Origin of the sequence: Corynebacterium sp. Marseille-P3884 (genome assembly GCF_017942225.1) — a bacterium.
Taxonomy (GTDB): Bacteria; Actinomycetota; Actinomycetes; order Mycobacteriales; family Mycobacteriaceae; genus Corynebacterium.
Genome location: NZ_JAGKSD010000006.1, coordinates 26,343 through 39,740, shown reverse-complemented (window position 1 = coordinate 39,740; position 13,398 = coordinate 26,343). Strand labels below are relative to the sequence as shown.

General features: G+C 63.7%; 14 protein-coding genes. 10 read left to right on the top strand and 4 right to left on the bottom strand.

What is annotated here, in order from left to right; genetic code table 11:
• Position 1: 1 nt before the first annotated feature.
• Complete coding sequence (gene mptB / locus J5Y21_RS04970; RefSeq protein WP_210573536.1) at positions 2-1,609, bottom strand: polyprenol phosphomannose-dependent alpha 1,6 mannosyltransferase MptB; 1,608 nt, start codon at positions 1,607-1,609, stop codon at positions 2-4.
• 318 nt (positions 1,610-1,927) lie between these two features.
• Between mptB and J5Y21_RS04965 the strand changes: the two genes are divergently transcribed.
• From J5Y21_RS04965 to J5Y21_RS04925, 9 genes are all read left to right on the top strand, one after another.
• Entirely contained in the window at positions 1,928-2,611 is a 684-nt protein-coding gene (locus tag J5Y21_RS04965) for a winged helix-turn-helix transcriptional regulator (protein ID WP_246874960.1), read from the top strand.
• Positions 2,604-4,049 (top strand): Fe-S cluster assembly protein SufB, encoded by a 1,446-nt coding sequence (sufB, locus tag J5Y21_RS04960; RefSeq protein WP_210573362.1) that lies wholly within the window; start codon positions 2,604-2,606, stop codon positions 4,047-4,049. Before J5Y21_RS04965 ends, sufB begins: the two co-directional genes overlap by 8 nt.
• The gene (gene sufD / locus J5Y21_RS04955; protein ID WP_210573361.1) at positions 4,050-5,231 is read left to right on the top strand and encodes a Fe-S cluster assembly protein SufD; all 1,182 of its coding nucleotides are present in this window, start codon (positions 4,050-4,052) and stop codon (positions 5,229-5,231) included.
• A 49-nt stretch (positions 5,232-5,280) separates the two neighbouring features.
• Positions 5,281-6,036: a Fe-S cluster assembly ATPase SufC gene (sufC, locus tag J5Y21_RS04950; protein WP_210573360.1), complete on the top strand. Its 756-nt coding sequence runs from the start codon at positions 5,281-5,283 to the stop codon at positions 6,034-6,036.
• A gap of 79 nt (positions 6,037-6,115) precedes the next feature.
• Positions 6,116-7,378: a cysteine desulfurase gene (locus J5Y21_RS04945; RefSeq protein WP_210573359.1), complete on the top strand. Its 1,263-nt coding sequence runs from the start codon at positions 6,116-6,118 to the stop codon at positions 7,376-7,378.
• A 64-nt stretch (positions 7,379-7,442) separates the two neighbouring features.
• A complete protein-coding gene (sufU, locus tag J5Y21_RS04940; protein ID WP_210573358.1) occupies positions 7,443-7,910 on the top strand; it encodes a Fe-S cluster assembly sulfur transfer protein SufU in 468 nt (155 codons plus the stop codon).
• 7 nt (positions 7,911-7,917) lie between these two features.
• Positions 7,918-8,322 (top strand): metal-sulfur cluster assembly factor, encoded by a 405-nt coding sequence (locus J5Y21_RS04935; RefSeq protein ID WP_210573357.1) that lies wholly within the window; start codon positions 7,918-7,920, stop codon positions 8,320-8,322.
• Positions 8,323-8,359: 37 nt separating this feature from the next.
• Complete coding sequence (locus J5Y21_RS04930; protein ID WP_210573355.1) at positions 8,360-9,988, top strand: ABC-F family ATP-binding cassette domain-containing protein; 1,629 nt, start codon at positions 8,360-8,362, stop codon at positions 9,986-9,988.
• Between the two features lie 20 nt (positions 9,989-10,008).
• The gene (locus tag J5Y21_RS04925; protein WP_210573354.1) at positions 10,009-10,257 is read left to right on the top strand and encodes a hypothetical protein; all 249 of its coding nucleotides are present in this window, start codon (positions 10,009-10,011) and stop codon (positions 10,255-10,257) included.
• Between the two features lie 21 nt (positions 10,258-10,278).
• Here J5Y21_RS04925 and J5Y21_RS04920 read toward each other — a convergent pair whose 3' ends face one another.
• Positions 10,279-11,649, bottom strand: a complete 1,371-nt coding sequence (locus J5Y21_RS04920) for a PFL family protein (protein ID WP_210573353.1) — start codon at positions 11,647-11,649, stop codon at positions 10,279-10,281.
• Positions 11,650-11,655: 6 nt separating this feature from the next.
• Positions 11,656-11,925, bottom strand: a complete 270-nt coding sequence (locus J5Y21_RS04915) for an ACT domain-containing protein (RefSeq protein ID WP_210573352.1) — start codon at positions 11,923-11,925, stop codon at positions 11,656-11,658.
• A gap of 65 nt (positions 11,926-11,990) precedes the next feature.
• Between J5Y21_RS04915 and J5Y21_RS04910 the strand changes: the two genes are divergently transcribed.
• On the top strand, positions 11,991-12,668 hold the full coding sequence (locus J5Y21_RS04910) for an NAD(P)H-binding protein (protein ID WP_210573351.1): 678 nt from the start codon (positions 11,991-11,993) through the stop codon (positions 12,666-12,668).
• Here J5Y21_RS04910 and J5Y21_RS04905 read toward each other — a convergent pair.
• Positions 12,665-13,390 carry a glutamine amidotransferase gene (locus J5Y21_RS04905; RefSeq protein WP_210573350.1) on the bottom strand — a complete coding sequence of 242 codons (726 nt, stop codon included), beginning with the start codon at positions 13,388-13,390 and terminating at the stop codon, positions 12,665-12,667. The genes J5Y21_RS04910 and J5Y21_RS04905 overlap by 4 nt on opposite strands.
• Between the last annotated feature and the right edge of the window lie 8 nt (positions 13,391-13,398).

Below are 13,398 nucleotides of genomic sequence, written 5' to 3'. Positions count from 1 at the left end.
CTTAGTGTAGAACTTTTTGTCCACGGACCCTTAACCACGCCCACGCGCCGGCACCAATGACGGCGGCGGCGATCAGGGCGTTGACGTAGATCGTCGCCACGGCATCGGGCGGCAACGCGAGGCCACGGGGAAGCACGACGAAGCTGAAAAGCGCGGAGTAGGCGGCGGTACCTGCGCGGAAGAAGGTGCGGTTGGCCCAGCCGGCGAGCGGCATGATGCCCCACAGCGGGTACCACGGATGCACGACGGGGAAGAGGAGCACCAAAACGAGAGTGGCCACGCCGAGCCCCCCAACGGGGTGAACCGTGCCCCTGTAGGTGGCCCACAGCATGCGGACGATGAATCCGACGGCGATGAGAAGGCCGGCGGTGCGGGTGATGACGAGTGTGGCTTCAGAGTGGTCGCCAAGCCCGAGCAGTTGGCCGATGAACGCGGAGATCACGCCGATATCAGTGGTCATGGACAGCCAGCTGCGGATCGTGGCGGCGCCACCTTGCCCGGTGACCCAGCCGAGGCCGATGCGGGTGACCACGGTCGCGAGAGCAATAGAAGCAACCATGATTGCAGACTGGACAAGCACCGCCCCGGCAATGCCACGCGCGCCGCCCCAGCGCCGGGCGAGCGCCATGCCGACGAAACCGAGCGCCAAAAAGCCGGTCACTTTCACCATGCCGGCGCAGCTGATCAGCACGCCGGAGCCGATCAACAACGCCCATCCAGACCAGCCCGGGCCGCCGATCTTGTCGACACCGCGGAGTCCGAGTTCAAGACCGACCAGGAGGATTCCCATCATGATCGCCTCGTTATGGATGCCACCGATCAGATGCAGGATCACCAGCGGGTTCAGCACGCCGAGCCACACCGCGGCGGCAGGGTTGACGTCGCAGCGCCGCGCGAGAGCGACGATCGCCCACGCGGCCGCAGCCACGCCGAGCAGTGACAACAGGCGGTGGCAGATGACGCCCCAGAAGATCGACGCCCCAGTGATCTGCGCGATCACCGACGAAATGCCGAGCGCCACCGGTCCGTACGGCGACGGCGATTCAGCCCAGATGAACGGCACACTGCGCGCGAGCGGGTGTTCCTGCCCCAGTAGTTCCACGGGTCCCGCGGAATACGGGTCCATGCCGTCCGCGACGATCGCACCCTGCGCCAGGTACGAGTAAATGTCCTGCGTGAACAAAGGCGCCGTGAAGATCAGCGGCAGCACCCACGCGCCGAATGTGCGGAGGAGGACAGCGACGCTCACGCGCGGCGCGCCGCCGCCCGCGCCGACAAACGGGCCCATCAGCAGCCACGCGAGAACGAGAAAGGCAACGCCCACAAGCACCACGCTTGACGACGCCAACATCATCCTCCCCATCAACGCCCCCAATGGGAGCGAAGTGAAAGAGGTGGCTGACCCGTCCACCACCGGCAAAGCGCCGCCGCCGAGTCCGCCGAGACCGATGAGGATGGTGCCCACCAGCCCGATCACACGGAGCAACTCGAAGCGGTTGCGCTCCCAAATGGAGGGGGTGGGTGAGGGGGAGGGGGTGTCTGGGTGCCCGTCGTGAAGCTCTGCGGAGCGTGAACCAGGGCGACCGAAACGCGGTAGCTCACGTGTGATGAACCAGACGGGGGAATGCTCGCGGCGCCCGAAAGCTCGGCGGGTGGGACCACCTGGGCTTGCTTTCGTCGCTTCGTTGGAGCGGGGCACCGAATTCACACACGCAGTGTACTAAACGGCCCATTCGACACTAACAGTGCAGCGCCCGTCACAGGGCGTATGACCGTGCAATACCGGTCACACAACACACCTTGAAGTAGGCCGGAATTTAGAGCACACTAGTGTTGTCTAAAGGTCGAGAGGAAGAAAGGAGCGGACCGCGAAACCATGACGGGTGCAGGAACACGCGCGCAACGGTCGACTGAAGGTCAGACCCGCATGCGCATCATGAACTGCATGCTGCGGTCCGGTCCTTCCACGGCTGCGCACCTCGCGGAGCAAGTGGGTCTCTCGCCTGCCGGTGTACGCCGGCACATAGACAAGTTGCTCGATTCCGAGCTGGTGGAAGCGTGTGAAGCCCCGGCGCAATCGCCGGCGGGCAAACCAACGCGCGGCCGCCCCGCCCAGCATTACCGTCTCACGGACAGCGGTCGAGACCGCTTCGGCAACGGCTATGACGAGCTCGCACTCGCCGCCTTCGCCGAAGTGGAGGAACTCGGCGGCCGCGAAGCCGTGAAGAAGCTCGCGCGTAAGCGGGCGGAACAGATGTTGGGGGTGGCAGGGAGCGTCGATAAGCGAAAAGCCCACGATGCGGAAGGTGTGGCGCACGCCGCAACCGAGGTCGCGGACGCATTCGCAGCCCACGGCTACGCCGCTGAAACGAACCACGTAGGCTCGGGTCTGCAACTGTGTCAGCACCACTGTCCGGTACACGCCGTCGCGGCCGAATACCCGGAAATCTGTGAGGCTGAGCACGAGTTAATTGCGGAACTGGTAGGTTCCACCGTCGCACCGTTGGCCCTGATCGCAAACGGTGACGGGGTGTGCACCGCGCACATCAGTCTCGCAAGGAGCACCAAGCTGGAGGACAAACAATGCGAAAGGAGCGGAGACGATGACTAGTACGACTCCCGCACCCGGCCTGGAAAAGCCGATGAATGACGACGAGATCATTGAGTCCATGGGGCCGTACAACTACGGCTGGCACGACTCCGACGAAGCGGGTTCCGCTGCTCGCCGTGGTCTCGACGAAGATGTCGTGCGCGAGATCTCTGCGGCCAAGAATGAGCCGGAGTGGATGCTCGAGCAGCGCCTGAAGGCACTGGACATCTACGACAAGAAGCCCCTGCCGAACTGGGGTCCGGACCTTTCCGGCATCGACTTCGACCAGATCAAGTACTTCGTCCGCTCCACTGAGAAGCAGGCGACGAGCTGGGAAGACCTGCCGGAAGACATCAAGAACACCTACGACAAGCTGGGCATCCCGGAAGCTGAGAAGCAGCGCCTCGTCGCTGGTGTCGCCGCACAGTACGAGTCCGAGGTCGTCTACCACAAGATCCGCGAGGACCTTGAGGAGCAGGGCGTCATCTTCGTCGACACCGATACCGGTCTGCGCGAATACCCGGAGCTGTTCAAGGAGTACTTCGGTTCCGTCGTTCCGGCTGGCGACAACAAGTTCTCCGCTCTGAACGCGGCCGTGTGGTCCGGCGGTTCCTTCATCTACGTCCCCAAGGGCGTCCACGTGGAGATCCCGCTGCAGGCCTACTTCCGCATCAACACCGAGAACATGGGCCAGTTCGAGCGCACCCTCATCGTCGTCGACGAGGACGCTTACGTCCACTACGTCGAGGGTTGCACCGCGCCGATCTACCAGTCCGACTCGCTGCACGCAGCAGTCGTGGAGATCATCGTGAAGAAGAACGCGCGCTGCCGCTACACCACGATCCAGAACTGGTCCAACAACGTGTACAACCTGGTCACCCAGCGTGCCCGCGCCGAGGAAGGCGCCACGATGGAGTGGGTCGACGGCAATATCGGCTCCAAGGTGAACATGAAGTACCCGGCTGTCTGGATGACGGGCCCGAACGCCCGCGGCGAGGTTCTCTCCGCCCAGTTCTGTGGCGAAGGCCAGACCCAGGACACCGGTGCGAAGGTCGTCCACATGGCGCCGAACACCTCCTCCAACATCGTGTCCAAGTCGGTCTCCCGCAACGGCGGCCGCGCCGCTTACCGCGGCCTGGTGCAGATCAACGCCAACGCGAAGAACTCCACCTCCAATATCGAGTGTGACGCACTCCTGGTGGACAATATTTCCCGCACGGACACCTACCCGTACAACGACATCCGCAACGACCACGTGACCCTGGGCCACGAGGCGAAGGTGTCGAAGGTGAGCGAGGAGCAGCTGTTCTACCTCATGTCCCGCGGCATCTCCGAAGAAGACGCGATGGCGATGATCGTCCGCGGCTTCATCGAGCCGATCGCGAAGGAGCTCCCGATGGAGTACGCACTCGAGCTCAACCGCCTCATTGAACTGCAGATGGAAGGATCGGTGGGTTAATTGACCGAGACCGTAGCTAAGAAGGAGCGCGTGGGTAACGCGACCTTCCACGACAATAAGGGCGACCTGTTCGCTTCCTACGACGTCAACGACTTCGAGGTCCCGCAGGGCCGCGACGAGGTCTGGCGCTTCGTGTCCCTGCGCCGCCTGCGCGGCCTGCACAACGGCAAATTCGCTCCGCAAACGGAGGCGAAAGTGGAAGTCAAGTCGTCTTCCGAGATCACGGTTGAAGAGGTTTCGCGTGACGACGAACGCCTGAAGGCCGTCACCGCCCCCACCGACCGCATCGCCGCGCAGGCATGGTCCTCCATGCCGCACGTGACCGTGGTGTCGATCCCGGCGAATGCCGATCTGGCTGAGCCCGTGGTCATCACCACCACCGGTGCAGGCCTGGACAACACCACCTTCGCCGGCGTCCACGTCGAGGCAGGGGAGAACGCCCGCGCCACCGTCATCGTCCAGTACGAAGGCTCCGGCACCCACGCCGACAACGTCAATTTCGTGATCGGCGATAACGCTCACGTCAACGTCATCGTCGACGAGGAGTGGGAGAATGACGCCGTCCACGTCGGTGCCCAGAGCATCGTGGTGGGTCGCGACGCTGTGCTGCGTCACACCGTCGCCACCTTCGGCGGCGAAGTCGTCCGCAACACCCCGCGCGTCAAGTACGCCGGTTCCGGCGGCGATGTCGAGCTGACCGGTGTGTACTACGCCGACGACGGCCAGTACATCGAGAACCGCCTGCTAGTGGACCACAACCACCCGTACTGCCGCTCCAACGTGCTCTACAAGGGTGCGCTCCAGGGCGACAAGGACTCCAAGCTTCCCGATGCGCGCACATGCTGGGTCGGCGACGTGCTGATCCGCTCCAACGCCTCCGGCACGGAGACCTACGAAGCCAACCGCAATATCGTGCTCACCGACGGTGCCCGCGCAGACGCGATCCCGAACCTCGAGATCGAGACCGGCGACATCCCGGGTGCCGGCCACGCCGCCACCGTCGGCCGCTTCGATGAGGAGCAGCTGTTCTACCTCAAGTCCCGCGGCATTCCCGACGGCGAGGCACGCCGCCTCATCGTCCGCGGCTTCTTCAACGAGGTGCTCAACCGCATCCCGGTCGAGTCCGTGCGCGACGAGCTGATCAATCGTGTCTCCGGCGAGCTCGAGCAGGTCAACCTGTAAGGCCACGGCCAAGGCAACACCCTTTTAAAACGAAAGAGAAAAGAGTTCTATGTCTACCCTGGAAATCAAGAACCTCCACGCCTCGGTCCTCCCGCTCGAGGAAGGCCAGGATCCCACCCCGATCCTCAAGGGCGTCAACCTGACCATCAACTCCGGCGAGACCCACGCCATCATGGGCCCGAACGGCTCCGGCAAGTCCACGCTGGCCTACACCCTGTCCGGTCACCCGTCTTACGAGGTGACCGAGGGCGAGGTGCTGCTCGACGGCGAGAACATCCTCGAGATGGAAGTCGACGAGCGCGCACGTGCCGGCCTCTTTTTGGCCATGCAGTACCCGGTCGAGGTCCCGGGCGTGTCCTCGTCCAACTTCATGCGCTCCGCTGTCACCGCCGTCCGCGGCGAGGCACCGAAGCTGCGAGAGTGGGTCCAGGAGCTGAACCAGGCCCGCGACGACCTGAAGATCGACCCGTCGTTCAGCGAGCGCGCTGTCAACGAGGGCTTCTCCGGCGGCGAGAAGAAGCGTCACGAGGTCATGCAGCTGTCCCTGATGAAGCCGAAGTTCGCTGTCATGGACGAGACCGACTCCGGCCTCGACGTCGACGCGCTGCGCATCGTCTCCGAGGGCATCAACCGCTACCAGGACGAGACCGACGGCGGCATCCTCATGATCACCCACTACCAGCGCATCCTGAACTACGTGAAGCCGGATCACGTGCACATCTTCGCTGACGGCGTGATCAAGCACTCCGGTGGCTTCGAGCTGGCTGAGAAGCTCGAGGCTGAGGGCTACGACGCATTCGTCTAAACCTTCCGAAACGGCCGGCCTCACCAATACGCCGGCCGTTTTTCTTTCCCCAATCCACCAACGAGACAGAACCGAGCTCATGACCCAGTACGTGAACACCGACGGAACATTGAACCTTGATGCGATCCGCGCGGAGTTTCCGATCCTTTCCCGCACCGTGCGCGAGGACACGCCTTTGGTGTACCTCGACTCCGGTGCGACATCGCAACGACCGGAGCGTGTGTGGCGCGCGGAGGAAGAATTCGTGCTGAACACCTTCGCGCCCGTCCACCGTGGCGCATACCAGCTCGCGGAGGAAGCGACCGACGCCTACGAATCCGCGCGCGAGTCGATCGCCCGTTTCGTGGGCGCCGAGGGTCATGAGATCGCGTTCACTAAAAACGCCACCGAGGCGCTCAATCTCGTCGCTTACACGCTTGGCGACGACCGTGCCGGCGACCTCCAGGTCCGCGAAGGCGACACCATCGTGATCACGGAGCTGGAGCACCACGCGAACCTCGTTCCGTGGCAGGAGCTCGCCCGCCGCACCGGTGCGACGCTGAAGTGGTACGCCATGACCGACGATGGTCGCATCGACCTCGACTCGCTCGAGCTCGACGAGACAGTCAAGGTCGTCGCCTTCACGCAGCAGTCGAACGTCACGGGTGCGATCGCAGACGTCCCAGAGATGGTCCGTCGCGCGAAGGCCGTCGGCGCGCTCACCGTCCTCGACGCGTGCCAGTCCGTGCCGCACCAGCCGGTCGACTTCCACGCGCTCGACGTCGATTTCGCGGCGTTCTCCGGCCACAAGATGTGCGGGCCGTCCGGCGTCGGCGTCGTGTACGGCAAGGGCTCGCTTCTCGACGCGCTCCCACCTTTCCTCACCGGTGGTTCCATGATCGAAGTGGTGAAGATGGAAGGCTCTACCTTCGCCCCCGCACCGCAGCGTTTCGAGGCAGGCACCCAGATGACCAGCCAGGTCGTCGGACTCGGTGCGGCTGTCGAATTCCTCAAAGAGATCGGCATGGACAAGATCGCCGCGCACGAGCACACACTCACCGCCTACGCGCTCGAGCGTATGCAGGAGATCGATGGCCTGCGCATCATCGGCCCCGAGACTGCTGAGTCCCGCGGCGGCGCGATCTCGTTCGTTGTCGACGGCATTCACCCGCACGACCTCGGCCAAGTCCTGGATTCCAAGGGCGTGTGCATCCGCGTCGGTCACCACTGCGCATGGCCCGCACACCGCGGCCTCGACGCGCAGTCCACCGCCCGCGCGAGCTTCTACCTGTACAACACCACAGAAGAAATCGACGCGCTTATCGACGGCATCCGCGCCGCCCAGGAATTCTTCGGCGCCTAATCCCGTTGCACGTGTAAGACACCAGAACTGTTAGACCGCAGAAAGCCAAGGTAGAAATAAGAGCATGAACCTAGAGTCGATGTACCAAGAGGTCATCCTCGACCACTACAAGAACCCGCAGAACGCGGGCCTGCGTGACCCGTACGAGGCCGAGGTGCACCACGTCAACCCGTCCTGCGGTGATGAGCTCACCCTCCGGGTGCACTTGTCCGAGGACGGCAACACTGTCGAGGACATCTCGTATGAGGCGGAGGGGTGCTCGATCTCGCAGGCGTCGACAAGCGTGCTCACTGAGGAAGTGATCGGCCTGCCGGTTGCTGAGGCGATGAAGAAGCTCGACGCTTTTGAAGAGATGATCACCTCGAAGGGGGAGAAGGAGGGCGACGCTGGCCTGATCGGCGACGGAATCGCCTTCTCCGGCGTGGCCAAATTCCCCGCCCGCGTCAAATGCGCGCTGCTCGGTTGGAAGGCCTTCCAGGCCGCCACCAGCGACGCGATTACCGAGCTTGAAAACAAACAGAACAAGGAGTGACCGGATAATGACCACCCCGAACGAAGCAGACACCTCCAGCTCGAGTTTCGACGGCCCGGGCGAGCGCCCCGAGCAGACCGAAGAGCAGATCCAGCTCGCCGCTGACGTCGCTGAATACCTCCACGACGTGATTGACCCGGAGCTCGGCATCAACGTCGTCGATCTCGGCCTCGTCTACGACATCTGGATCGAAGAAGAAGCCGACAAGAAACGCGCCGTGATCAACATGACGCTGACCTCTCCGGCATGCCCTCTGACCGACGTCATTGAGGAGCAGGCCGAGCAGGCCGCAGTCGGCTCCGGCGCTGTCGACGCGATCACCCTGAACTGGGTCTGGATGCCGCCGTGGGGCCCGCACATGATCACCGAGGAAGGCCGCGAGCAGCTGCGCGCCCTCGGCTTCGCGGTCTAAGTATCCCGTTTTGACGGCAGCGGTACACTGACCGCTTGTGATTGTCACCAACGACCTTGAAGTCCGCGTCGGCGCGCGTACCCTGCTCAACGCGCCCGGCCAGCACCTACGCGTGCAGCCCGGCGACCGCATCGGGCTTGTCGGCCGCAACGGTGCCGGCAAGACGACCACGATGCGCATCCTGTCGGGGGAGACCGAGCCGTACGGCGGGGCGGTGACACGCTCCGGTGAGATCGGCTACCTGCCGCAGGATTCCCGCGAGGGAAATATTGAGCAGACTGCGCGCGACCGTGTGCTCTCGGCCCGCGGGCTCGACCAGCTCCGTTCCTCTATGGAACGTCAGCAGGAGATTATGGAGGTCGAGGACGGGGCCAAGCGCGACGCCGCGATCTCGAAATACTCTCGTCTCGAGGAGCGCTTCCAAGCTCTCGGTGGCTATGAGGCAGATGCCGAAGCAGCCCAGATTTGCGACAACCTGGGCTTGCCGGACCGGATCCTCGACCAGCAGCTCAAAACGCTCTCCGGCGGCCAGCGTCGTCGCGTTGAGCTCGCGCAAATTCTCTTCGCCGCCAACGATGGTGCGGGCAAGTCCACGACGACCTTGCTTCTCGACGAGCCCACCAACCACCTCGACGCCGATTCCATCACGTGGCTGCGTGATTTCTTGTCCAAGCACGAGGGCGGGCTCATCATGATCTCCCACGACGTCGAGCTGCTGGACCAGGTGTGCAATAAGGTCTGGTTCCTCGACGCTGTCCGTGGCGAAGCCGACGTGTACAACATGGGTTTTTCCAAGTACAAGGATGCCCGCGCCGAAGACGAGGCGCGCCGCCGCCGCGAGCGAGCTAACGCAGAGAAGAAGGCGTCTGCGTTGCAGAAACAGGCCGCCAAGCTCGGCGCGAAAGCCACCAAGGCAGCGGCTGCCAAGCAGATGCTCGCCCGGGCCGATCGCATGATGAACGAGCTCGATGAGGTCCGGGTGGCGGACAAGGTGGCGTCGATTAGCTTCCCGGAGCCCGCGCCGTGCGGAAAGACCCCGCTTTTCGGCAAAGGTCTGACCAAGATGTACGGCTCGCTCGAGGTCTTCGCCGGCGTCGATCTAGCGATCGACAAGGGCTCGCGCGTGGTCGTGCTGGGCACCAACGGCGCGGGCAAGACGACCCTGCTCAAGCTCCTCGCCGGTGTGGAGCGCACCGACGGTGAGGGTGGTCTCGTCAGCGGCCACGGCCTCAAGATCGGTTATTTCGCGCAGGAGCACGACACGATTGACGGCGACAAAACCGTGTGGGAAAACACGATTGAGGCATGCCCCGACGCCGGCCAGCAGGACTTGCGAGGCCTGCTCGGCGCGTTCATGTTCTCCGGCGACAAGCTGGAACAACCCGCCGGAACGCTCTCCGGCGGTGAGAAGACGCGACTAGCTCTGGCCACGCTCGTCTCCTCCCGCGCCAACGTGCTGCTTCTCGACGAGCCCACCAACAACCTCGACCCCCAATCCCGCGAGCAGGTCCTCGATGCTTTGAAGACCTATACCGGCGCCGTCGTCCTCGTCACCCACGACCCGGGGGCGGTCCGCGCCCTTGAGCCGGAGCGCGTGATCATCATGCCGGAAGGCGACGAGGATATCTGGAACGACGAGTACATGGAGATCGTCGAGCTCGCCTAAATAGGAATAAGATGAGGGGCATGAACCCGATTGATTCAGTACTTGAAGCCTGGAAGTCCCTCAGCAAGGAAGAGAAGACCATCGCCGGTGTGTTCGGCGCGATCGACACTGTCGCGAAGGGCATCGCTTTGTGGGATCTCGCCCGCACCGACTCAAAGAACCTGCGCGGCCCGAAGTGGTTCTGGACCACCTTCATCGGCGCGGTGAACACGCTCGGCTGGGCGAGCTACTTCACCGTCGGCAAGAAGCGTGACGGCAAGAAGAACTAGTCAGGTTCTCCCCGCGCCGCGCTAATTGCGGAAGCCGTGGACCGGCGCGGGAATGAACCCGCCGCGCTCGATGAATGGCGCGTTGAACACTTCGCTAACCGGAATGACCGGGGCGTATCCAAGCAGACCACCGAAGTTCACCTCATCGCCGGGCTTTGTGCCCGGCACAGGGATGAGGCGGGCGGCGGTGGTCTTGTGGTTCATGACACCGATGGCGGCTTCGTCGGCGATCATGCCCGCGATGGACGCGGCAGAGGTGTCGCCGGGAATGGCGATCATGTCGAAGCCGACGGAGCAGATCGATGTCATCGCTTCGAGCTTGTCCAGTGAAATGGCGCCCGAACGGACCGCGTCGATCATGCCCTGGTCTTCGGAGACAGGGATGAAGGAACCGGAGAGACCGCCGACGCGGGAACATGCCATCATGCCGCCTTTCTTGACGGCGTCGTTAAGCAATGCGAGCGCGGCTGTCGTGCCGTGCGTGCCCACTTGGCCCAGCCCCATGTGCTCGAGGATGTGAGCAACGGAATCGCCGACCTCCGCGGTGGGGGCGAGGGAGAGGTCGACGATACCGAAGGGCACGCCGAGCCGTTCCGCAGCGAGGTTGCCAACGAGCTGACCGGCGCGCGTGATCTTGAATGCGGCCTTCTTGATTTCTTCCGCGACCTCGTTGAGGCTCTTCCCGGCAAGGGGCGTGATGGCGCGGTCCACCACGCCCGGACCCGAGACACCCACCGAGACGACAGTGTCCGGTTCCTCGATGCCGTGGAATGCTCCTGCCATGAACGGGTTATCGCCGACGGCGTTGGCGAAGACGACGAGCTTGGCGCAGGCGATGGAGGATTCGTCGGCGGTCCGGGCGGCAGCGTCCTTGATCACGTCGCCCATCGTCTTCACCGCGTCCATGTTGATGCCGGCGCGCGACGATGCGACGTTGACGGAACCGCAGACGAAGCTCGTCTCGGACAGTGCTTCGGGAATAGAGTGGATGAGGCGCGAATCAGCCTCGGTCGCGCCCTTTTCCACGAGTGCGGAGTAGCCGCCGATGAAGTTCACACCCAGCTCGGTCGCCGCGCGGTCGAGGGCGCGGGCGATGTCTGCGGGATTTCCGTCCACACCAGCAGCGACGAGTGAGATCGGGGAGACGGAGACGCGCTTATTCACGATCGGGATGCCGAGTTCGTGCTCGATTCCCTCGCAGACTTCCACGAGGCGGGCGGCTCGCGTGGTCACGCGGTCGTAGACGGCCTCGGCGGTTGCTTCCATCGTGGCGCGCGTGCATCCGATGAGCGAGATACCCATGGTGACGGTGCGGATGTCGAGGCGGTAGTCCTCGATCATCGAGATGACGTCGACGATGCTGGCGGCTTTGAAATTGAGTTGGTTCGCCATCGCCGCTTAGACCTCGTTCATGGCGGTGAACAACGCTTCGGACTGGACGCGGATATCCACGCCGAGCGTCTTACCGAGCTCGGCCATCGTGTCCTGGAGGCCCGCGAGATCGAAGTCGTCGGTCGGCAACTCCGCACGCAGAATCATGGTGAAGAAGTCGTCCATGATGGTCTGGGAGACGTCGACGATGTTGAGCTGATGATCGGCAACGGCCTGGGAGACGCCGGCGATAATGCCGACGCGGTCCGGCCCGGTGGTGGTGATGATGGCGTACATGCGTCCTATCCTACGGCGCGCTTGGGCGACGACAGCGTTCGGGATTCAGGGCTACGGTGGGCGATATGAGCACTGAAGAAAACACGCAAGAAGCAAGCAAGTTCGTCCTCGTCCTCGGCGCGGGCGGCAACGTGTCCAAGCACACGGTTCCGCTGCTTACCGAGTCGGGGCACAAGGTCGCCGCGCTCGTGCGCAATCCGGACCACGCGCAGGCGCTTGTCGACGCCGGTGCAACCGTCATCGTCCAAGACCTGACGACCCTCGACGAAGAGGGCTGGGCGCGCCTGATCACTCCGTTCGACACTGTTGTGTGGTCCGCCGGTGCCGGCGGCGGCAGCGCGGAACGCACTTACGCAGTGGACCGCGACGCAGCTCTGAAGGCCGTGGACGCCCTTGAGGAACTCGGCGAGTTCGCGCCGCACTTCATCATGGTCTCCTACGCGGGTGCATCCGAGGCGACCACGGAGGACGACGGTGGATCGTGGTACGCGTATGTGGAGTCGAAGAAGGCCGTCGATAAGCGTCTGCTCGCTTCGGAACTGCCGTACACGATCCTGGGCCCGACGCGCCTGACAGATGAACCGGCGAAGGGGCTCAATGTGCTCACCGAGCTGCGCAACGCGGAGTCGACGACGTCGCGTGAGCTCGTCGCCCAGGTGATCGTGGAGGCTGTCGATCGCGGTGGCCTCGAACCGAACCCGTTCGATTTCGAGGACGGCGACACACCCGCCAGCGAGGTCTAGTTCAGGCCGCAGTACGCGGTGAACCGCCGCAGCAGCTCATTCGAGTACGTGGTGTCCACGCCGGGAAGTGAGGCGACAATTGTGTCGTATTCCTCAGCGGGGAAGTACCCGTAGTCGTAGAAGAAATCCATGCGGGCTTTCATCGCCGCATGGTCCATTTCCGCGTGGAATTGGGTGGCCCACACATGGTCACCGTAGCGGACAATCTGCACAGGACACGTCGGGCCGCTGGCGAGCAATTCGAGCTCAGCCGGAAGCGATTCGGCGTTTTCTGTGTGCCCAGTCAGCGCGGTGAATTCCGCAGGCAACCCGGCAGTCAGCGGATCCTGCGCAGCAGCGGGCAGAAGCTTGACGACGGTCGGCCCCGCCGCCTCCGGATGCGTGTGCGCCACGGAGCCACCCAGGTGGTGGGTGAGCCAGCTCAGACCGAAACAGACGAAGAAAACGGGGAGCGGTCCGGCGACGACCTCTCCGAGTAACTCGTCGATGTGGCGCTGCCACGGGGACCACTCCGCGTTGGTGATATTCAGTGAGCTGCCGCCGACGATGATGCCGCTGAAGCCTTCGAGGCTGCCGAGCGGGGTGTCCACGTCCGGGATCATGCGGCGCTCAAGCTGCTCAGGCATGAGACCTGTCGCGTTGAGTACGTCGTTGTATTCGGCCATCGACACATCAGGGCCGATCGCGCCGTCGCGCAGGGAAAGGAAGAGCAGACGAGACATGACGGCAA

Coding starts and splice junctions, on each gene's coding strand:
- J5Y21_RS04905 (WP_210573350.1), bottom strand. CDS start 13,390: ATGTCTCGTCTGCTCTTCCTTTCCCTGCGCGACGGCGCGATCGGCCCT.
- sufB (WP_210573362.1), top strand. CDS start 2,604: ATGACTAGTACGACTCCCGCACCCGGCCTGGAAAAGCCGATGAATGAC.
- J5Y21_RS04965 (WP_246874960.1), top strand. CDS start 1,928: ATGCGCATCATGAACTGCATGCTGCGGTCCGGTCCTTCCACGGCTGCG.
- J5Y21_RS04920 (WP_210573353.1), bottom strand. CDS start 11,649: ATGGCGAACCAACTCAATTTCAAAGCCGCCAGCATCGTCGACGTCATC.
- J5Y21_RS04935 (WP_210573357.1), top strand. CDS start 7,918: ATGACCACCCCGAACGAAGCAGACACCTCCAGCTCGAGTTTCGACGGC.
- J5Y21_RS04915 (WP_210573352.1), bottom strand. CDS start 11,925: ATGTACGCCATCATCACCACCACCGGGCCGGACCGCGTCGGCATTATC.
- sufU (WP_210573358.1), top strand. CDS start 7,443: ATGAACCTAGAGTCGATGTACCAAGAGGTCATCCTCGACCACTACAAG.
- sufC (WP_210573360.1), top strand. CDS start 5,281: ATGTCTACCCTGGAAATCAAGAACCTCCACGCCTCGGTCCTCCCGCTC.
- J5Y21_RS04910 (WP_210573351.1), top strand. CDS start 11,991: ATGAGCACTGAAGAAAACACGCAAGAAGCAAGCAAGTTCGTCCTCGTC.
- J5Y21_RS04925 (WP_210573354.1), top strand. CDS start 10,009: ATGAACCCGATTGATTCAGTACTTGAAGCCTGGAAGTCCCTCAGCAAG.
- J5Y21_RS04945 (WP_210573359.1), top strand. CDS start 6,116: ATGACCCAGTACGTGAACACCGACGGAACATTGAACCTTGATGCGATC.